Raw genomic sequence first — 21,060 nt, forward strand, 5'->3', positions numbered from 1 at the left:
ATTAAAAACAGTACAAAAAAAGGCTTCTAAAACACAAAATAAAAAAGGCTCTGCAAAACTGCAAAGCCTTTCATTCTCTTGGTGGTGGAGAATATCGGATTCGAACCGATCACCTCTTGCCTGCCAGGCAAGCACTCTAGCCAAATGAGCTAATCCCCCAATTTCCCACAAATATAGTATAATATTAGATTAAAACTAAAAAATATTTTAAAAGCTAGAGTATATTAATACTAAATAATTTTCTATGCATAAATTAATTATAACTATTAAAGTAACAAACAATAAATTAGCTTTTAACAGAAATAATTGATTTATTCTAAATATTAAAAATTTAAAAATCAGCTTTAAGTGCGCATTTATAATAGTACTCCTTGAAGAAAATGGATACTTAAGTGGCAAATTCGCAACATTGGCAGTATATTCGCAAACTTAAAAAATAAACCGCATAAGACTTTTATAGTTTTACAAATCTATCTATAGTATGAAAAATTTATTCTCTAATCTATTGTTTAAAGTTTTTATTGCCATTGTGCTGGGAATAGTTTTTGGTCTCTATCTTCCGGAATCTGTAAATAGAATTTTCACCACTTTTAATGCCTTTTTTGGACAGTTTTTAAATTTTGCTATTCCATTAATTATAATGGGATTGATAATGCCTTCCATCTCAGATTTAGGAAAAGGTGCTGGCAAACTGCTTTTACTTACTGCTGCTATTGCTTATGGCTCAACTTTATTTTCAGGTTTTATGACTTATTTTGTTGTATCTGATTTTTTTCCACAACTTTTAGAATCTCATGTTAATAATGTTGCTGTAATCGGAAATTCAACATTAGAATTAACTCCTTACTTTACAATTTCAATTCCACCTGCTTTAGATGTGATGACGGCTTTAGTTTTTGCCTTTGTAATCGGATTAGGACTTTCCTATCAAGAGAAGTCAAGCTTAAAATTAGTCGTAAAGGATTTCGAAAAAATCATCATGCAGCTAATAGAAAATGTAATTGTTCCTTTATTACCGTTATTTATATTAGGCATATTTGCAAGCATGTCCTTTAGCGGAAAAGTATTCTCAATTCTCTCTGTTTTTCTCAATATCATCGGTGTTATTTTTGCATTACACATTATCTTATTACTGCTACAATTCACCATTGCTGGGATAGTAACAAAAAAGAATCCTTTCAAATTATTATTAACAATGTTGCCTGCGTATTTTACAGCATTAGGAACACAATCCTCTGCAGCTACTATTCCTGTTACATTAGAGCAAACAATAAAAAATGGAGTTTCTGAAAAAATAGCAGGGTTTGTCATTCCTTTATGTGCAACCATACATTTGTCTGGAAGTACAATGAAAATCACAGCTTGTGCGATAGCACTAATGATTTTGCAGGGAATGCCGTTTGACTTCGCTCTCTTTACCGGTTTTATATTTATGCTAGGAATCGCTATGGTTGCTGCGCCTGGAGTTCCTGGAGGAGCAATTATGGCTGCTGTTGGAATATTACAATCTATGTTGGGTTTCAGCGAAGAGATGATTGGTTTAATGATCGCACTATATATTGCAATGGATAGTTTTGGTACCGCCTGTAATGTTACAGGAGATGGAGCAATTGCGCTAATTGTAGATAGAATTACTAAAGAAAAATTAGTAGCTTAAATTATTTAAAAAACAATACTGATTACTAATAGAATTATAACCAAAACACAAATAGATTAAACAAATAAAACCCCAATAATGGGGTTTTATTTGTTTAAAAGAGGCACTAGAAAAAAATAGAATACTATAATTGCACAACAATACTTTATTTTATTCTTACTAAAATTTTTTCATTGATTCTTTTCTAGATACTAATATTTAACTGTTCCAACTTGTCTCATGATACGAACAATCTTAGTTTTTCTATTATTAATATAAGAAGAGGAACTTGTAGCCTTAAACTTTCTAGGATTTGGCAAAATCGCAGCGATTCCAGCCGCTTGAATTGGAGTTAGATTAGCGGCATCTTTTCGATACCAATGTTCTGCAGCAGCTTGAGCTCCGTAAACACCATCGCCCATTTCGATACTATTTAAATATACCTCCATAATGCGTTCTTTACCCCAAATAATTTCTATTAAAACCGTAAAATAAGCTTCTAACCCTTTACGGAGATAACTACGTCCTTGCCATAAAAAAACATTTTTAGCGGTTTGTTGCGATATGGTACTTCCTCCTTTTATTCTGCGACCTCTTTCGTTACTTTTATAAGCTTTATGCATGGCACCAAAATCAAAACCATTATGCTTCAAAAAAGTTCCGTCTTCACTAGCGATAACCGCTTTTTGAAGATTATCTGAGATATTCTTAAGTGGTTCCCAATCATGACTAAAGTAAACTTCATTTCCTGCCGTTTTATTTTCTATTGCGCGAATAACCATTAATGGTGTAAACGGAACGGGAACAAACTTATAAAGTACCACGAAAAACAGGGAAATACCAAAAAACCATAAAAGTGCTTTAAATAAAAAACGAGAAATTTTACTCGTAAACGAAGTATCTTCCTTTTTTTTGACGGGTTGTTTTGTTTTTTTAGACGTTGTTTTTGTTGCCATTATATTAAATCTGCTAATTCTGTTCCTACTAAACTTCCTATTGCCACTCCCATTCCTCCTAATCGTACTCCGCAATATACGTTATCTGATAATTGAGAAACAATAGGATTCTTGCGTGCACCAATACCCATTATACCACTCCAGCGATGGGCGATTTTAAATTTTTGGTTCGGCAAAATTACTTCTTTTAATAACTGTTCCAATTTTTTTTGCACAATTTCTGTATGTCCAAATACTGTAGTGTTTTCTGCCTCAAAATCTAAGTTTCTTCCGCCACCAAGTAAAATACGATTACCAATATTTCTAAAATAATAATATCCTTTATCCAAATGAAAAGTACCTTTTATAACTAAATCGGCAATAGGTTCCGTTATTAAAACTTGCGCTCTAGCAGGAATTACTGCGGCATTGGTTAGCGCATTAGCAAAACCATTTGTAGCAAACAATAATTTCTGGGTTCTAAAAGAAAAGTCTCCCAAAGCAACCTCTACCTCATTTCCTTTATCTAAATACCCCGTTACTGTTTGTTGATTTAAAATCAAAATATTTGCTGAAACTGCATTTTTCAATAAGGCCTGCATCATATTACCAGTATCAATCTGTGCTTCATAAGGATTAAAAACTAAATGTTGCTGAATACCCGCAAATCCAAAACGATTCTCTTCTTTAGCAAAAACAGCTGCCTTAAAAAGCGGTTTTAAAACACCATTAATAAAAGGGAGCTTTTCAATACATTCTGCATATGTAGACTCCTCTTCCTTTAAAAAAAGCTCATAGCCTCCATAGGATTTAAAATCCAAAGCAGTGTCGCCGAGTCTTTTTCGTAACAATTGCAGACCTTCCCAACGTTTTTTAATAAGATCAATTACCTCTTGCTCCGAATGCGTCTCTAAATCATCAATAATTTCAGAAATACTACCAAAACAGGCAAAACCAGCATTTTTGGTACTCGCTCCTTGTGGCAAAACTCCTTTTTCTAAAACTAATATTTTACTCTCTGGAAATCTTTCGCGCAAGCGCAACGCAGCATGTAAGCCCACAATTCCACTGCCAACAACTGTATAATCAACGTTTGTAAACCAGTTTTTCAACTCCCAATAACTCAAATCCATGCCTAAATATTTTTATAAAAATAATAATTTTCAGGAGCTAATCCCGCTATCCGTTGCAATCTTTGTTTTTTTTTCAAACAAAAAACAAAGGATTTACACTACTATCGGGGCTAAAAAGCATTCGTATAAAGCGAGAAAGATCAAAATAAATTGGCTATTTTTATGGTTCGAAATAAAACAACTAATAAAATGAAAAAATTACTATTAATTCCCTTAATAATGATGAGCTTAAACGCAGTGGCGCAAAACGTAATGACGCCGGAATTACTTTGGAAACTAGGAAGGGTAAATCCTTTAGGACTTTCAAACGATGGTAAAAACATTGTTTATCAAGTCACTTTCCCCTCTGTTGCTGAAAACAAATCAGAAACTAAAATGTACACTTTACCAATAAACGGAGGAACTCCAACTGAAGTAAAGGAAACAAAAACACTTCTAAAAGATAAAAACATTTCTCCAGACGGAAAATATATTGTTTATAACGAAGAAGTAAAAATAGACAAAGTTCACGGAAAAGATTTTTATCCCGATTTACAAAAATCAGATGCTCAAATCTATGACGGATTAGATTATCGTCATTGGGATACTTGGAACGATGGAACATTTAATCATGTTTTTTACAAAGAGAATAAGGAAGGTGCAATTGGCATTGATCTTCTAAAAGGGGAAAATTTCAATAGTCCACAAAAACCATTTGGTGGCGACGAAGACTACATTTGGTCTCCAGACAGCAAAAACATTCTTTATGTTTCAAAGAAAAAAGCGGGAACGCAGTATGCAACTTCTACCAATACCGACATATATGAGTACAACCTAGAAACTGGAAAAACGACAAACAGAACCGAGGGAAATCTAGGTTATGATATGGCGCCACAATTCTCACCTACTGGAAATTTGACTTGGTTGCAAATGAAAAGAGATGGTTATGAAGCGGACAAAAATGATTTAATTGTTAGTTTTAAAGGCATGAAAATGAATCTAACTGCCAATTGGGACGGTACAGTAGATAGTTTTATGTGGAGTAAAGACGGAAGCAAAATCTATTTTGTAGCGCCAATCGATGGAACAAAACAATTATTTGAGGTTAACTTTCCTAGTGTAACGAAAATTGCAATCACAGTTCGCCAAATTACTAATGGTGATTTTGATGTGAATGCAATAGTTGGTTTTTCTGGTGATAACGTGGTTGTAACTAGAACAGATATGAATCATGCTGCAGAAATTTTTTCTTATGATTTAAAGAAAAAAAACTGGAAACAATTATCTAATGTCAACACGAGTACTTACAATTCTTTGGCGTTAAGCAAAACCGAAAGGAGATATGTGACTACAACTGATGGTAAAAAAATGTTAGTTTGGGTTATCCTTCCTCCTAATTTTGATGCTACCAAAAAATATCCTACACTTTTATATTGTCAAGGTGGACCGCAGTCTCCCTTAACACAAAGCTATTCTTTCCGCTGGAATTTTCAGTTGATGGCCGCAAACGGATATATAGTTGTGGCGCCAAATCGTCGCGGAATGCAAGGTCATGGTGTCGAGTGGAATGAGCAAATTAGTAAAGACTGGGGCGGACAAGTTATGCAGGACTATCTAGCCGCGATTGATGATGTTGCCAAAGAAAAATATGTAGATGCCAATCGTCTTGGATGTGTTGGTGCTAGTTATGGTGGTTATTCTGCTTTTTATTTAGCTGGAATTCACAACAATCGTTTTAAAACATTTATTGCTCATGATGGGGTTTTCAACACACAAAGTATGTTTGGAACTACCGAAGAAGTATTCTTTAATAATTGGGATTTTGGCGGAGCGTATTGGGAAAAAGACAATGCTATTGCTCAAAAAGCTTACAACGAATTCAACCCGATTAATCATGTAGATAAGTGGAACACTCCAATCTTAATCATACAAGGAGGAAAAGATTTCCGAGTAGCAATTGGACAATCTCAAGAGGCTTTTCAAGCAGCACAATTGCGCGGAATAAAAAGTAGATTTTTGTATTTCCCTGAGGAGAATCACTGGGTTTTAAAACCACAAAATGCTCAAGTTTGGCAAAAAGAGTTTTACAAATGGCTAAAAGAAACTTTGTAATAGCATTTTTTTTTAAATAAATAAAACCTCACTTTTTAGTGGGGTTTTTTATTGCCTTAAATATTTTGAATATCTTAACTTGAATGCTTATTCAAATTTTTATCTTTGAAAAATGGAGAACAAAAAAAGTTACATTCCGCTAAAAGTTTTTATTAGCTACCTTCTGTTGGTACTTCTTTTTGGAAGTGTAGGTTGGTTTCTGTACACGGAAAACCAAAATTTTTCTAAAAATGAAAAAAGATTTGGCAACAAAAATAGTTCTCTGTTAAAAGTCAGCACCATCTTGTCTGACTTATACAAAACGGAAAGCTTAGCCCGAATTGCCATTCAATCAGAATCAAATAAGGATTTTGATAAATATGTCTTAAAAACTAAGACTCTCCAAACAGATATTGATTCTCTAAAGACGATCGTCTCTACGGAATACCAGAAAACACTATTAGACAGTGTACAATTATTATTAACCAGAAAAATAAAAAACATACAAGAGTTAAAAACGATAAAGAGCAAAAGTGAAGATGAAAATGCAGTAAGCAATGCCATAACTGATTTAACCAAAATTCAGTCCTCGATGCGAAAATTACAAATGGAAGATTTTGTAAAATCTCCTGCATCTATGGCAAATTACGAGCGTAACGTTCTCAAAAAATACGTTGATTATCTGAATCAAAACATCCCTGATGACAGTACCAATACGCTAACAAAAAAAGAGTCAGACTCTATTGTAAGCGTGTCGAAAATGTTGCTGAATGAAGTGAAAAAAGAAACTGCCAACAAGAAAAAACGCTTAAACTCAGAAGAAACTAAACTGATCCAGAACGAAATTCTCATCTCGGATCAACTGCGAAAAGTATTTGGTATAATAGAACGAGAAATTATCTTAAACACTACTTCAAGTTACTTAGCACGTGAAAAATCATTAAAAAAAACCAATCAAATAGTGACTACTGCTGCCGCAATTGGTTTATTATTGACCTTATTCTTCCTAATTTTAATCATAAGCGATTTTTCTAAAACGCAGTCTTATAAAACGCAATTAGAAATGGCTAATCTAAAAGCTAAAAAACTACTGACTAGTAGAGAGCAACTTATATCGACGGTAAGTCATGATTTAAAAACACCTTTAAGTACGATTATAGGCTATACAGAATTGCTAGGAAATTCCGAATTAAACACCAAACAACAGCATTTTACTAAGAACATAAAAGGATCTTCTAGTTATATCTCAAAATTGGTTCAAGACTTATTAGATTTTACACAAATTGAAGCAGGCAAAATTACTATTGACACCGTTCCTTTTTCTTTAGCAGATGTAATAAATGAGGTAGCGAGCAGTATTCAAGCTGTTTATTCACAAAAACCCATTGATTTAAGTATCACGATTGACGAAAAATTACAGCAAAAAATTATTGGAGATCCGTTTCGACTAAGACAAATACTATCCAACATTATCGGAAATGCGTTTAAATTTACTGAAAAAGGATTCATTAAAATTGATGGAAAAGTAAATTTAGAGACTCAAACATTAACCCTATCAATTAAAGATTCTGGAATTGGAATAGATGAAAAGAGTCAACAATTAGTTTTTGAAGAGTTTACTCAAGCGGATGAAAAAATAGAAAAAAAATATGGCGGAACAGGATTAGGACTTACTATTTCTAAAAAAATGGCTGCTATATTAGGTGGAGCTTTAAGTTTAGAAAGCGAAATAGGCAAAGGAAGTACTTTTACAATCCAACTTCCTTTAGTGTTTGACAATACCGCTATAGAAGAAAACCTTTCCTCTATTGATAAAACACAATATAGAGCCGTTATTATTGATGATGATCAAAGCTTGTTGCAATTAACCACAGAAGTTTTGAGACAGAATGATTTTATAATATTCCCTTTCGATAAAGCCACAGAGGCACTTTTGTGGATAGAAAAAAATGCATTCGATTTTATAATTACAGATATTCAAATGCCAGTGATGGATGGTTTTTCATTTTTAAAAGAACTACAGATTAAGTCTTACCCAGAATATAAAAACCAACCCGTTTTTGCAGTTACAGGAAGAGGCGATTTAGATTTAGATTATTATAAACAAGCAGGATTCACGACTGTTATTCGCAAACCGTACACCCCAAAAACCATACTTACTACTATAAAAGCAATCCTAAATAATACGGTTATTCCGAAAGAATTTGCCACTACAAACTCCTCTAAAAACCACAATAAAGGGTATTCATTAAAGGCATTAAAAGCATTTCTATCGGATGATAAAAATGCTTTAGAAGAAATTTTACAATCTTTTATGATTGACGCTAAGGAAAATTTATTGTCATTAGAGGAAGCAATACTGGCTGTTAATTTTCAAGAAATTAAAAATATAGCGCACAAAATGAATCCAATGTTTAAGCAAATTAAAGCTTTTGAGATTAGTGCAATTTTAGATGAATTAGAATTAAAAGACGAAAACCTAGCTGAATTAAAAAGTAAAATTAGCACTTTAAAAAGTAAAATTGAAATTCTTTTTAAACTAATACAAAAAGATAAAACTAATTAATTCCGTAGAGCTTTAATTTATTATACAATGTTTTTCTATTAATTTTCAACAGCTTAGCAGCTTCAGTTTTATTGTGATTGGTTCGACTTAAGGCTTCTACTATCGCTTCTCTTTCGTTTTCTGATAAAGAAAAATCAGTTGTTTCAATTTTCTCTTGCTGAAAAAATTCAACAGGAAGTGCCTCTTTTTCGATAAAATCACCCGGAGAAAGTAAGGTTGCTCTCTTGATACAGTTTTGAAGTTCTCTTAAATTTCCAGGCCATCTGTAATTTTGAAAAATTGACATGACTTCTTCAGAAAAACCAATTACATTTTTGTTTAATTCCTGATTAGATTTTTCAAGGAAAAAATCGGAAAACAACATTAAATCCTCACTTCGTTCTAGAAGAGAAGGAGAATGAATCGAAAATTCATTTATTCTATGATACAAATCTTCTCTAAAATCACCATTCTTGACTGCTTCTCTTAAATCTTCATTTGTAGCAGTAATAATTCTAATGTCTACAGCTATTTCTTTATTGCTACCAACCGGTTTTATTTTGCGTTCTTGTAAAGCTCTCAAAAGCTGAATTTGATTTTCATAAGATAAATTACCAATCTCATCTAAAAAAATAGTCCCGCCATTTGCCGCTTCAAAAAAACCAATTTTATCTTGAATAGCCCCAGTAAATGATCCTTTTACATGACCAAAAAACTCACTTGCTGCCAATTCTTTAGGAATCGAACCACAATCGACTGCTATAAAATTGCTGTTTTTTCTAGCACTATTTTCATGAATACTTTTTGCAATTACCTCTTTACCGGTTCCGCTTTCACCAATAACAAGCACCGACATATTTGTTGGGCTAACTAGTTTAATATATTCAGCTAGCTTTAATGATGCAGCGGATATTCCTTGTATAAAACTACTTCCCTTTTGTAAAGTTGTTTTTTTAACGGTTTTTGAAACTATAGTTGGATCTTCAATAACAATTGCTTCCTGAGCAAGCGCATTTGTAATAACCAAAAGTACTTCTTCGGGATTAAATGGTTTAGAAATATAATCTGTTGCACCATTTTTGATCGCTTTGACTGCCGTGCTCACATCTGAATAGCCAGTCATAAGTAAAATAGGAACATTGGGATTAATAGTTTTAATCTCAGCCATAAGTTGAATTCCATCATAATCAGGAAGCCTCAAATCTGTCATAATAAGATCAAAATCAGTATCTTTTATTTTAATTTTCGCTTCTGATCCTGAAAAAGCCGTGACTACCTCAAAAGATTTTTTTATCAGAAACTTTTCTAATAATTTGCAAAAAGGCACATCATCCTCAATCAATAAAATTCTAGCCATTAGGTTTCACTTTTGATGCTAAAATAAAGTTATTTAAATTGTATTGTGCTAATTTTTTGCAAAAAAAAGAGAGACTATAAAAATAGTCTCTCTTTGCAATAAATAAATCTCCAATTACTTATTTATCCAGTTCCCATTAGCATCTGCGTAAACAGTAGCTTTCTGGTCTTTAACTGTGATTTCTAGTTTGTATTCTTGTTTTTCATTGATATAAGCTTTTCCAAGAACTGCACCTGGATGGGCAACTTCTAATGCTTTTTGCACTGCTTCTGGAACTTTTTCTACTTCAATATATCTTTCTTGAACTAATGAAGATTGATTTTTAGTGTCATTTAAAGGAACATTTATTGCATGAGCTGACAAACTTCCTAAAATAATTGCTGCTGATAAGATTAACTTTTTCATAGTATTTATCTTTAAATTATTATTTTGTGTGTTTATTTTTGAATCCATTTTCCAGTTTCATCAGCGAAAAGGTTTCCTGTTTTTTCACCAACTGTAACGTCTAATTTGTATTCCTTTTTTTCATTAATAAATGCTTTATTTAAAATGGCATCAGGAAAAGCAACCTTTAATGCTTCTTTGATCGCTACTGGAACCTCTTCTAATTTAACTTCCTTATATTCTTCCTGAATCATTACTGTTTTTACAATTTCTGTATTGTTTTGAATAGTTCCTGCATATGTAGATAAACTTCCTAAAACGATTGCTGCTGATAAGATTAATTTTTTCATGATATATATTTTAATTATTAATTTCTATGTTTATTTTTGAATCCATTTTCCAGTTTCATCAGCAAAAAGATTTCCTGTTTTTTCACCAACTGTAACGTCTAATTTGTATTCCTTTTTTTCATTAATGAATGCTTTATTTAAAATAGCATCAGGAAAAGCAACTTTTAATGCTTCTTTGATCGCTACCGGAACCTCTTCTAATTTTACTTCTTTATATTCTTCTTGGATCGTTACTGTTTTTACAATTTCTATCTCGTTTTGAACATTCCCTGCATAAGTTGATAAACTTCCTAAAACGATTGCTGCTGATAAGATTAATTTTTTCATGATATATGTTTTAAATTATTTACTAGTTATATTGTTTAGGTTAATAGAATAATCATACCAAATATAAATAGCTAAGCAACAACACCATAAAAACCTATAATACAGCATTTTAATAATTCCTAGTTTATAACTAAGATGTATAAATTGGGTAAAAGGATTAGGAACTTGGGTAAATTTTACACAAATCAAAACCATTTATCTAAAAAAAATCAAAAAAAAAGACCTTACATTGCTGTAAGGTCTTTATAAATAAAATATATTTTTTATTCTGGATCGTTCATTTTAAAAGTATCCATAAATGCAGTTGTGTAATCACCTGCGATATAGCGAGGATCATCCATTAACTGTCTATGAAAAGGAATAGTAGTTTTTATACCTTCTATTACGAATTCATCTAATGCTCTTCTCATTTTACTAATCGCTTCTTCACGAGTTTGCGCTGTTGTAATCAACTTGGCAATCATAGAATCATAATTTGGCGGAATAGTATATCCTGAATACACATGAGTATCTAAACGCACTCCGTGACCTCCTGGCATATGCAGTGTAGTAATTTTTCCTGGAGAGGGACGGAAATCATTATATGGATCTTCAGCATTTATTCTGCATTCGATTGCATGTAATTTAGGTAAATAATTCTTACCAGTAATTGGAACTCCAGCCGCAACCATAATTTGCTCACGGATCAAGTCATAATCTATAACTTGTTCTGTAATTGGATGCTCCACTTGAATACGCGTATTCATCTCCATGAAATAGAAGTTACGGTGTTTATCTACCAAAAATTCTACAGTACCAGCTCCTTCATATTTAATAAATTCTGCTGCTTTTACAGCCGCTGCACCCATTTTTTGACGTAATTCATCCGTCATAAATGGTGAAGGAGTTTCCTCAGTCAATTTTTGATGACGTCTCTGAACAGAACAATCTCTTTCAGAAAGGTGACAGGCTTTACCGTAAGAATCACCTACAACTTGAATTTCTATATGTCTAGGCTCTTCAATTAATTTTTCTAAATACATACCATCATTACCAAAAGCTGCAGCAGACTCTTGACGAGCACTTTCCCAAGCTTTTAATAACTCTTCTTCCTTCCAAACGGCACGCATCCCTTTTCCACCACCTCCAGCCGTAGCTTTTAGCATTACTGGAAAACCAAACTCTTTAGATAATTTTAAAGCTTCCTCGTACGATTCTAAAATCCCAACCGAACCAGGAACACAAGGTACACCTGCCTCAATCATAGTAGATTTAGCAGAAGCCTTATCTCCCATTCTATCAATCATTTCTGGAGAAGCTCCAATAAATTTGATGCCGTGTTCTTGACAAATTTTAGAAAACTTTGCATTTTCAGATAGAAAACCGTATCCTGGATGTATTGCATCAGCATTTGTAATTTCAGCAGCCGCAATTATATTTGACATCTTCAAGTAAGATAAATTACTTGGAGGTGGGCCAATACAAACTGCTTCGTCAGCAAACTTTACATGTAAACTTTCAGCATCAGCAGTAGAATAAACAGCTACTGTTTTAATACCCATTTCCTTGCAAGTTCTAATGATACGCAATGCAATCTCGCCTCTATTTGCAATTAATATTTTTTTAAACATCTTTTTTTAATTTAAAATTCAAATAATAAATTCCAAACCTCCAACATTGGGATTTGGAAATTTGGAATCTAAAAATGTTATGATGGATCTACTAAGAATAAAGGTTGGTCAAATTCAACTGGTGACATATCATCTACTAAAATTTTAACAATTTTACCAGAAATTTCAGATTCAATTTCGTTGAATAATTTCATTGCTTCAATAACACAAAGAACATCTCCTTGAGCGATTGTTTTACCTACTTCAACAAACATTGGTTTATCTGGAGATGGTTTTCTATAAAAAGTTCCAATAATTGGAGATTTTATAGTTATGTAATGAGAGTTTTCTGCTACTGGCGCTTCTGCTGCTGCTACTGGAGCAACTGCTTGAGGCGCTACTGCTTGCTGAAGTGTTGCTTGAGCTGCCATTTGCTGTACATAAGTAGTCTCTGTTACATTACCTTCTAAGGTTGTTCTAATAGTGATTTTTACATCATCCATCTCTAACTTAACCTCTGCAACTCCTGAATTTGCTACAAACTTAATTAGATTTTGAATTTCTTTTAAATCCATGATTATTTGTTTTTAGTTTAAATTTATTTTTTATCGTAAGCCCATTTTAGATAAATAGAACCCCAAGTGAAACCACCACCAAAGGCAGCAAAAATTAATGTATCTCCTTTTTTAAATACATGTTCGAAATCGCTCAGTACTAATGGTAATGTAGCTGAGGTTGTATTTCCGTATTTCTCAATATTCATTAGCACCTTTGAATCTTCTAGATTCATTCGGTTTGCTGTAGCATCGATAATACGTTTATTAGCTTGATGAGGAATTAACCAGTCAACATTTTCATTAGTTAAATTATTTCTTTTCAGAATCAATTCACTAGAATCTGCCATGTTTGTTACAGCATATTTAAAAACAGTTTTACCGTCTTGAATAATGTTGTGTCTGTTCTCTTTTATTGTTTCTAAAGAGGTTGGATTAAGCGAACCACCTGCGTCAATTTTCAAAAAATCTCTACCTATTCCATCACTTCGAAGGTATTCATCTTGCAGTCCTAATCCTTCGTAATTGGGCTCAAACAATACTGCTCCTGCTCCATCACCAAAAATGATACAAGTTGATCGATCGGTATAATCTACAATAGATGACATTTTATCCGCACCAATTAAAAGTACTTTTTTATATCTTCCAGACTCTATATACGCAGCAGCTGTTGACATACCGAATAAGAAACTAGAACAAGCTGCTTGTAAATCGTAAGCAAAAGCGTTTGTAGCTCCGATTTCAGTAGCGACATAAACTCCTGTTGCAGCAACGGGCATATCTGGTGTTGCAGTTGCCATTATTAGCAAGTCTATTTCAAGCGGATCAATATTAGCTTTGGCTAATAAATCTTGAGCTGCTTTTATAGCTAAAAATGAAGTTCCTTTACTATCATCCTTAAGAATTCTTCTTTCTTTTATTCCTGTACGAGAGGTAATCCATTCGTCATTGGTATCCACCATTACTTCGAGCGCTTTGTTAGTAAGTACAAAGTCAGGAACATAGGCTCCAACAGCGGTAATTGCGGCTGTGATTTTATTCATTGTGTGCAATTTATTTCTAGTCAAATGCTACCATTTGAAAATTTTTAAAAGACTTGAAAATTACAAAAAAAATTCCGTTTTCTATGAATTGAAACTTCATATTTAACAAAAATCATAAAGAACAAAAAAACTCTCACGATGTGAGAGTTCGAATATTATTTGCAAAATGTATTAAGCAACAGCTACAGATTTATCTATAACAACTTGCCCTCTGTAGTACATTTTACCTTCATGCCAGTAAGCTCTGTGATACAAATGCGCCTCTCCAGTGATAGGACATGTAGCGATTTGAGCTACAGTAGCTTTGTAATGTGTTCTTCTCTTATCTCTTCTTGTTTTGGAGATTTTTCTCTTAGGATGTGCCATTTTACTATATTATTTATCCGTTAATAGTTGCTTTAATTTGTCCCAACGTGGGTCTATATTTTCTTCTTCTTTATTCTCTTCTTCTATGCTTACTTCTTTTACGGCCAACTCATTGAGTTTCGTCAAGGCTTCGGTTTTCAAAGTTCCGTCTTTAACGCCAGGATGAACTCTTCTTAAAGGCACCGACAATACAATCATTTCATAAATATATTGCGCAACGTCTATCTCAAATTCTCCATGAGGCAAAATCAATAATTCTTCATTTTCATTGTTAAATTCTTCGCCAAAACGAACAATTAACTTCATCTTGCCTTTTATCGGCAAATCAAAATCTTCACTTGTTAGATCGCAAGGTACATTTACAACTCCTTTATGCTCAAAAGCCAATTCTAACAGCGTACTTTTTTTCTCTAAAACTACGTTTACTTTGATATCTGAATTTTGATATTCACTATAATCAAAGATTTCAAAGAACGCATTATTTATTTGATACTCAAAATGATGTTTTCCTGGCTTTAATCCTATAAAAGGAATTAAATATTCTTTAGTATTCTTCATTTCCACAACATTTTGACCCTAAACTTCGGGAGTGCAAAGATATAAAATTATTGCAAATCTAATAATCTTATTCACTTTTTTTTGTTCACAACTACTTTTCTTTTGTTTTTAGTGGTTTTTGACTGATTTCGGCATACTGATTTCTGGAATTATAAATATCCAATGCCAGATATACCGCTTCTTTAAAGGAGTTATAGTCTGCAATTCCTTTCCCAGCAATATCATAAGCAGTACCGTGATCTGGCGAAGTTCTAATTTTATTTAAACCAGCTGTGTAATTTACGCCATTACCAAACGACAATGTCTTAAAAGGAATCAATCCTTGATCATGATACGTCGCTATAACAGCATCGTATTTCTCATATTGATTGCTACCAAAAAAACCATCCGCTGCAAAAGGACCGAAAACCAAAGTTCCTTTATCAAATAATTTTTTCAAAGCAGGCTTTATAATTAAATCGTCTTCTGTTCCGATAACCCCGCCATCTCCACAATGAGGATTTAAACCTAAAACGGCAATTTTTGGTTTGTTGATACTAAAATCTTGTATTAATGACAACTTAACCGTTTCAATTTTTTTTCTAATTAATTCTTCTGTAAGATGCGAAGCCACCTCGTTTAAAGGAATGTGATCGGTTAATAAACCAACTCTTAGATTATCTTGAACCATCAACATCAGCGCATTTCCCTCTAGTTCTTGATCTAAATAATCAGTATGTCCTGGAAACTTAAACTCATCCGACTGCACATTATATTTATTTATTGGTGCTGTAACCAAAACGTCTACAAGTCCTTCTTTTAAAGCTTTGGTTGCTGCTACAAACGACTTTATAGCATATTCTCCTGCTTTTGGGTCATTTTCTCCTAGCTTTAAGTCTACGCCTTCTCTCCAAAGATTAAGGACATTAATTTTACCAACAACGATCTGATCTAATTTGTCAATTCCATGCAATAAAGAGGTCGATTGAAACCCTTTTTTAACAAACGACAATAGCTTTACATTCGCAAATATCACCGGAGTACACAACTCTAACATACGAGTATCCTCAAATGTTTTTAAAACAACCTCGCTTCCAATACCGTTTAAATCCCCGATAGAAATTCCTACGATTATATTTTCTGCTTTTTTCATCATGACATACCGTTATTTATTGCTAATTTTGAAGTGCAAATTTAGTAAAATAAAACAAGAAATGTTTACAGGAATTATAGAAACGCTTGGCACTATCCAAGAAATAAAAAAAGAGAACACCAACGTACACATCACAATGGATTCCTCAATTACAAGCGAACTTCAGATTGATCAAAGTGTTGCTCATAACGGAATTTGCCTTACTGTTGTAGCCATAAAAAACAACTCCTACACCGTAACTGCAATTGATGAGACAATAAAAAAAACAAACTTAGGTTCTTGGAAAGTTGGCGACAGCGTGAATCTTGAGAGAGCCATGAAACTAGGGGACCGACTTGACGGACATATAGTTCAAGGGCATGTGGACCAAACAGGCACCTGCATACTAGCAGAAGAAACTAATGGAAGTTGGCTTTATAGTTTTGAATACGACGAAACACTTAATAACATTACCATTGAGAAAGGCTCAATTACTGTAAATGGCGTCAGCTTAACAGTGGTAAATTCTAAGAAAAACGAATTTAGTGTCGCGATAATTCCTTACACACACGAGCACACAAACTTTAAATCATTCGAAGTAGGCACCAAAATAAATTTAGAATTCGATGTAATCGGAAAATATGTAAGTCGATTATACAGTAATAAGTAGAAACATAATATTTTTTTAAAACAAAAACTCCAAATTAAATTGGAGTTTTTGTTTTAAATTTACTTTCATATACAATATAAACTCCAAAGAGTAAAGCGATTATAAGTAATATATAAATATTATCATCAATAGGAAATCCACGAGGTGGGGGCGGCGGAGGTAAAGCCCTAGGTGATCTCATAGGTGGTGATGGCGGCGTCTCAGCAACCATAATCATAATCCCCATAAAGAATACCAGTAAACTTCCTGTGATTTTTTTAGTGATTTTCATGACTTGTAAATAACAAAATACTCTTTTTACAAGAAGATTTTAATTAAAATTAATTCACTACAAATTAAGCGTTTACTTTTAACAAAAAAAAACAATAATTACAAAAATACTGTTTACAACCATTTTCGACTCTAATGAGCGCAAATAAAAAAGCCCTTACATTGCTGTAAAGGCTTGATTTTACTAGTGGTCCCACCTGGGCTCGAACCAGGGACCACCTGATTATGAGTCAGGTGCTCTAACCAGCTGAGCTATAGGACCGGTTTAGAGTTTGCAATATTACTACTATTTTTGATTTGTTACAACTTTTTTTTAATTAGATTTTAATAAAATTCACTAATTAAAAACTTCTAAATTCAAACTAACTGAATGCTAGAAGAATACTCACAAATCTAAAAACAGATTTATTTTATTTCTTGACACAATTCAATTAGCACTCCATTTGTACTTTTAGGATGCATGAAGGCAACCAGCTTATTATCCGCTCCTTTTTTAGGAACTTCATTCAGTACAATAAATCCTTCTCCTTTCAACCGATTAATTTCTGAAACTATATCTTCAACATCGAAAGCGATGTGATGGATTCCCTCTCCTTTTTTCTCTAAAAACTTAGCAATGGGACTTTCTGGACTAGTAGCCGCCAAAAGCTCAATTTTATTGGGACCATTCATAAAGAAAGATGTAGTTACTCCCTCGCTTTGTACTTCTTCAAATTTATAGGCTGGAACGCCAAAAAGTTTTTCGAAAACTAAATTCGATACTTCTAAATCCTTAACAGCGATACCAATGTGTTCTATTTTTCTCATTTTTTATATATTGAATAGATTGTAGCGCAGTACGAAAGAAATTTACTTATTACTACTACGCCTATTTATTAATGTAAAAATAAACATTAAATACATAAAAACAGCGCTCTTAAAAAAGGAAGCTAAACTAAATCCTTCATAATAATTTTATAAAAACTGGAATCACATTAATTATAATTGTTATTTTGTAGATTCTAATTTGATTTGATATGTTGAAAAACAATTTAAAATACGTCTCTTTATTATTCCTTTTCATAGTTATTGGCTGTGCCAAAAGAGGCTCTATCACTGGAGGCTTAAAAGATACCATTGCTCCTGTCTTAAAAATGAGTTTTCCAGAAAACTTTAACACCAACTTCAAAGGAGATCAAATTAAGTTAGTATTTGATGAAAATATTAAATTAAAAAATTTAAACAAACAACTAATTATTTCACCTCCAATGAAAAACGAGCCGTTGATTCTTCCAACTACGGCAAGTAAATACATTACTATAAAAATAAAAGACACCTTACAACCCAATACGACTTATAGTTTTAATTTTGGACAAAGTATCGCTGATAACAACGAAGGGAATCCATTAAACCAATTCAAATATGTGTTCTCTACAGGCGCTTATGTTGATTCCTTAAGCCTTGGCGGAAAGATCAAAAGTGCCTATGACAAAGAAATAGAACCATTTGTATCGGTAATGCTTTACGAAGTTAACGATACTTTTAAAGATTCTGTTGTTTACAAAGAAACTCCAAGATATGTAACCAATACATTAGATAGCCTAAAAACCTTTCGCTTAGAAAATTTAAAGTCTGGAAAATACCTTCTTGTGGCAATGAAAGACGTAAACAACAATAATAAATACAATCCAAAAACAGATAAAATTGGTTTTTATAAGCAATACATCACAGTTCCAAATGATACCCTGTACGAATTAGAGTTATTCAAAGAAGCCTTACCTTTTAAAGCTTTTAAACCTACACAAGCATCTGGAAACAGACTTATAATGGGTTATGAAGGGAATATGATTTTAGCGAATACCAGACCAAAGTTAATTTTGAAAAACAACAACGAAATTCTAACAACAGTTGTTACTCAATTTCCTAAAAAAGATTCTCTTCAAATATGGTTTAAACCTCTAAAAGTAGATTCCTTAGCCTTATCGGTTAGCAAAGAAAAATATGCAACTGACTTTAAATTTAAAATTAAAGATCAAAAAAAAGATACCTTAAGCATTACACCTACCTATACCGGAACATTGCATTTTAGAAATCGATTTACGTTAGAAACCGCCACGCCAATAGTGAAATTTGACAAATCAAAAATAAAATTGATTAACAAAGACTCTGTTGCTGTTGCTTTTACAACTGAATATGACGAATTCAATCAAAAAATATTTTTTGACTTTAAAAAAGAACCATCAGAAAAATATACATTCTCAATTTTACCCGGTGGTTTAACTGATTTTTTTGACAAAACGAACGACACTTTATCCTATAAAGTAAATACTCAAAACGCTTCTGATTATGGGAATCTCAAAATAAAACTGGAGAATGTCAAACAATTCCCTTTAATCATAGAACTAACTAATGCTAAAGGAGAAGTTTTAGCCTCAGAATATACGGAAAGCAACACAACAATAGATTTTAATCTTTTAGAGCCTACTCAATTCACATTGAGAGCTATTTATGACGATAACAAAAATAGAATTTACGATTCAGGAAACTATCTAGAGAAACGTTATTCTGAAGAAGTAATTTATTTTTCAAAGGAAATTGACGTTAGAGCCAATTGGGATGTTGAGCAAGTTTTTGATTTGAGTATACCTTATTCACCAGAAGTAAAAAAGAAAACAGACAATAAGAAAAAGTAGAACTTTTAGTTTTTAAGTTCAAAAACATCTCTGTCATTTAGAAATGAAAACTTTTTACGCATTTCAATTAACTTTGTTTTATCCAATTTTACACTAAAAGCAACTTCCTCTTCTTGTGGAACTACTACGTAATCTCCTAAGTAATCCAACACTTGAGAATGACCAATATAATTATGTCCACTCGCATCTTCACCTGTTCTGTTGACTCCAACTACATAACTTACGTTTTCAATTGCTCGTGCTTTCAATAAAGCATCCCAAGCAGATATTCTAACTTTTGGCCAACTTGCTACATAAATCAGTAAATCATACTCTTCAATATTTCTAGAAAAAACAGGAAAACGCAAATCATAACAAACCAGAGGACATATTTTCCAACCTAGATATTCAACAATTAATTTTTGAGTTCCAGCGGTATACACCTTGTCTTCGCCAGCAAGCGTAAACAAATGTCTTTTATCATAATGCTGTATTTCACCCAAAGGAAATACAAATAGCATTCTATTATAAAAATTACCTTTTTCCTCGACAATAATACTTCCCGTTATAGCGCTATTTCTGGCTTTCGCCAAAGATTGCATCCACAAAACCGTTTCGCCTTGCATAGTCTCCGAAATAGCACTAGGATTCATTGTAAATCCGGTTGTAAACATTTCCGGAAGCACAATAAGATCGACATTTTCATAGATAGCATTAATTCTCTCTTCGAAATAATCGCGATTTAATTTTGGATTTTCCCAAACCAAAGGAGCTTGAATTAGTACAACTTGCATCTTTTTATTTTTTCATAAAATTAAGCATAATAACAGTACTTTATGTTCCTTATATTAGCAAAAAAAAGACATGAAAAAGACACTCGTTTTATGCACAATACTTTTCTCTATTTTTGCATTTAGCCAAGAGAAATCAGGAGCAAAACAATTTTGGAAAAATTTACAACAACAATGTGGAAAATCTTTTGAAGGCCAAGTAACAGAAGGAACTGACAACGATGCTTTTCGTAATAAAAAACTAGTGATGCACGTTCGTAATTGCGATAAAAACACAATTCGAATTCCATTTTTTGTAGCAGATGATAAAAGTAGAACTTGGGTGTTCACGTATAAAAACGACCGAATCGAACTCAAACATGATCACCGTCATGAAGATGGATCCGAAGATAAAATTACCCAATATGGCGGAACAACAACTAATTCTGGTTCATCAACACTCCAGTTTTTTCCGGCAGATCAAAAAACGTGTGATTTACTTCCAAATGCAGCTGCTAATGTTTGGTGGATTACTTTAGACGAAACTTCATTTACTTATAATTTAAGAAGAATTGGCTCCGACCGACTTTTTACAGTAAAATTCGATTTAACAAAAACAGTTCCAACTCCTTCGGCACCTTGGGGATGGAAAGACTAAGAACATCTGAATAAATTAAAAAAAAACGCATTCAAATAAATGAATGCGTTTTTTATAATGTAGATTCTCTGCATGTTCTCGAC

The 21,060-nt window shown here is 32.8% G+C and carries 20 protein-coding genes and 2 tRNA genes; 6 read left to right on the plus strand and 16 right to left on the minus strand.

Going from position 1 to position 21,060, the window contains the following annotated elements; all coding sequences use genetic code 11:
- Positions 1-82: 82 nt before the first annotated feature.
- Positions 83-159, minus strand: a tRNA-Ala gene (locus tag J3S90_RS03720).
- Between the two features lie 322 nt (positions 160-481).
- On the opposite strand from J3S90_RS03720, the gene J3S90_RS03725 reads away from it, so the two are divergent.
- Positions 482-1,657 (plus strand): dicarboxylate/amino acid:cation symporter, encoded by a 1,176-nt coding sequence (locus J3S90_RS03725; protein ID WP_210644821.1) that lies wholly within the window; start codon positions 482-484, stop codon positions 1,655-1,657.
- Positions 1,658-1,848: 191 nt separating this feature from the next.
- On the opposite strand, the gene mtgA is transcribed toward J3S90_RS03725, so the two are convergent.
- Positions 1,849-2,592: a monofunctional biosynthetic peptidoglycan transglycosylase gene (mtgA, locus tag J3S90_RS03730; protein WP_210644823.1), complete on the minus strand. Its 744-nt coding sequence runs from the start codon at positions 2,590-2,592 to the stop codon at positions 1,849-1,851.
- Positions 2,592-3,704: an NAD(P)/FAD-dependent oxidoreductase gene (locus J3S90_RS03735; RefSeq protein WP_210644825.1), complete on the minus strand. Its 1,113-nt coding sequence runs from the start codon at positions 3,702-3,704 to the stop codon at positions 2,592-2,594. The genes mtgA and J3S90_RS03735 overlap by 1 nt, the downstream gene beginning before the upstream one ends.
- A gap of 189 nt (positions 3,705-3,893) precedes the next feature.
- Between J3S90_RS03735 and J3S90_RS03740 the strand changes: the two genes are divergently transcribed.
- Together J3S90_RS03740 and J3S90_RS03745 are read left to right on the plus strand one after the other, a co-directional pair.
- Positions 3,894-5,795 (plus strand): S9 family peptidase, encoded by a 1,902-nt coding sequence (locus tag J3S90_RS03740; RefSeq protein ID WP_210644827.1) that lies wholly within the window; start codon positions 3,894-3,896, stop codon positions 5,793-5,795.
- 112 nt (positions 5,796-5,907) lie between these two features.
- On the plus strand, positions 5,908-8,340 hold the full coding sequence (locus tag J3S90_RS03745; protein ID WP_210644830.1) for a hybrid sensor histidine kinase/response regulator: 2,433 nt from the start codon (positions 5,908-5,910) through the stop codon (positions 8,338-8,340).
- Here the strand turns inward: J3S90_RS03745 and J3S90_RS03750 are convergent.
- The 10 genes from J3S90_RS03750 to pdxA all read right to left on the minus strand — a co-directional run bounded on the left by J3S90_RS03750 (position 8,333) and on the right by pdxA (position 15,982).
- Positions 8,333-9,676 carry a sigma-54-dependent transcriptional regulator gene (locus J3S90_RS03750; RefSeq protein ID WP_210644832.1) on the minus strand — a complete coding sequence of 448 codons (1,344 nt, stop codon included), beginning with the start codon at positions 9,674-9,676 and terminating at the stop codon, positions 8,333-8,335. The genes J3S90_RS03745 and J3S90_RS03750 overlap by 8 nt on opposite strands.
- A 114-nt stretch (positions 9,677-9,790) precedes the next feature.
- Positions 9,791-10,081 (minus strand): hypothetical protein, encoded by a 291-nt coding sequence (locus tag J3S90_RS03755; RefSeq protein WP_188049036.1) that lies wholly within the window; start codon positions 10,079-10,081, stop codon positions 9,791-9,793.
- A 32-nt stretch (positions 10,082-10,113) separates the two neighbouring features.
- Entirely contained in the window at positions 10,114-10,410 is a 297-nt protein-coding gene (locus J3S90_RS03760; protein WP_210644834.1) for a hypothetical protein, read from the minus strand.
- A gap of 30 nt (positions 10,411-10,440) precedes the next feature.
- Positions 10,441-10,737 carry a hypothetical protein gene (locus J3S90_RS03765; RefSeq protein WP_188049038.1) on the minus strand — a complete coding sequence of 99 codons (297 nt, stop codon included), beginning with the start codon at positions 10,735-10,737 and terminating at the stop codon, positions 10,441-10,443.
- A gap of 263 nt (positions 10,738-11,000) precedes the next feature.
- Positions 11,001-12,347, minus strand: coding sequence for an acetyl-CoA carboxylase biotin carboxylase subunit (gene accC / locus J3S90_RS03770; protein WP_188049039.1), 1,347 nt, complete (start codon positions 12,345-12,347; stop codon positions 11,001-11,003).
- Between the two features lie 77 nt (positions 12,348-12,424).
- A complete protein-coding gene (accB, locus tag J3S90_RS03775; protein WP_210644837.1) occupies positions 12,425-12,901 on the minus strand; it encodes an acetyl-CoA carboxylase biotin carboxyl carrier protein in 477 nt (158 codons plus the stop codon).
- A gap of 23 nt (positions 12,902-12,924) precedes the next feature.
- Complete coding sequence (locus tag J3S90_RS03780) at positions 12,925-13,923, minus strand: beta-ketoacyl-ACP synthase III (RefSeq protein WP_210644838.1); 999 nt, start codon at positions 13,921-13,923, stop codon at positions 12,925-12,927.
- 171 nt (positions 13,924-14,094) lie between these two features.
- On the minus strand, positions 14,095-14,289 hold the full coding sequence (rpmF, locus tag J3S90_RS03785) for a 50S ribosomal protein L32 (RefSeq protein WP_007137315.1): 195 nt from the start codon (positions 14,287-14,289) through the stop codon (positions 14,095-14,097).
- A gap of 9 nt (positions 14,290-14,298) precedes the next feature.
- Positions 14,299-14,847, minus strand: coding sequence for a YceD family protein (locus tag J3S90_RS03790; protein ID WP_210644840.1), 549 nt, complete (start codon positions 14,845-14,847; stop codon positions 14,299-14,301).
- Between the two features lie 91 nt (positions 14,848-14,938).
- A complete protein-coding gene (gene pdxA / locus J3S90_RS03795) occupies positions 14,939-15,982 on the minus strand; it encodes a 4-hydroxythreonine-4-phosphate dehydrogenase PdxA (RefSeq protein WP_188049043.1) in 1,044 nt (347 codons plus the stop codon).
- A gap of 58 nt (positions 15,983-16,040) precedes the next feature.
- Between pdxA and J3S90_RS03800 the strand changes: the two genes are divergently transcribed.
- A complete protein-coding gene (locus J3S90_RS03800) occupies positions 16,041-16,628 on the plus strand; it encodes a riboflavin synthase (protein WP_210644843.1) in 588 nt (195 codons plus the stop codon).
- Positions 16,629-17,086: 458 nt separating this feature from the next.
- Here J3S90_RS03800 and J3S90_RS03805 read toward each other — a convergent pair.
- Together J3S90_RS03805 and mce are read right to left on the minus strand one after the other, a co-directional pair.
- A tRNA-Ile gene (locus J3S90_RS03805) sits at positions 17,087-17,160 on the minus strand.
- A gap of 143 nt (positions 17,161-17,303) precedes the next feature.
- Positions 17,304-17,705 (minus strand): methylmalonyl-CoA epimerase, encoded by a 402-nt coding sequence (gene mce, locus J3S90_RS03810; protein ID WP_210644845.1) that lies wholly within the window; start codon positions 17,703-17,705, stop codon positions 17,304-17,306.
- Positions 17,706-17,914: 209 nt separating this feature from the next.
- Here mce and J3S90_RS03815 point away from each other — a divergent pair, with 209 nt between their 5' ends.
- Positions 17,915-19,570, plus strand: a complete 1,656-nt coding sequence (locus J3S90_RS03815) for an Ig-like domain-containing protein (protein WP_210644847.1) — start codon at positions 17,915-17,917, stop codon at positions 19,568-19,570.
- 5 nt (positions 19,571-19,575) lie between these two features.
- On the opposite strand, the gene J3S90_RS03820 is transcribed toward J3S90_RS03815, so the two are convergent.
- Positions 19,576-20,343, minus strand: a complete 768-nt coding sequence (locus tag J3S90_RS03820) for an amidohydrolase (RefSeq protein ID WP_210644849.1) — start codon at positions 20,341-20,343, stop codon at positions 19,576-19,578.
- A 70-nt stretch (positions 20,344-20,413) separates the two neighbouring features.
- Between J3S90_RS03820 and J3S90_RS03825 the strand changes: the two genes are divergently transcribed.
- Entirely contained in the window at positions 20,414-20,977 is a 564-nt protein-coding gene (locus tag J3S90_RS03825) for a hypothetical protein (protein ID WP_210644851.1), read from the plus strand.
- Positions 20,978-21,060 lie beyond the last annotated feature (83 nt).

It is taken from the genome of Flavobacterium flabelliforme, from assembly GCF_017948675.1.
Taxonomy (GTDB): Bacteria; Bacteroidota; Bacteroidia; order Flavobacteriales; family Flavobacteriaceae; genus Flavobacterium; species Flavobacterium pygoscelis.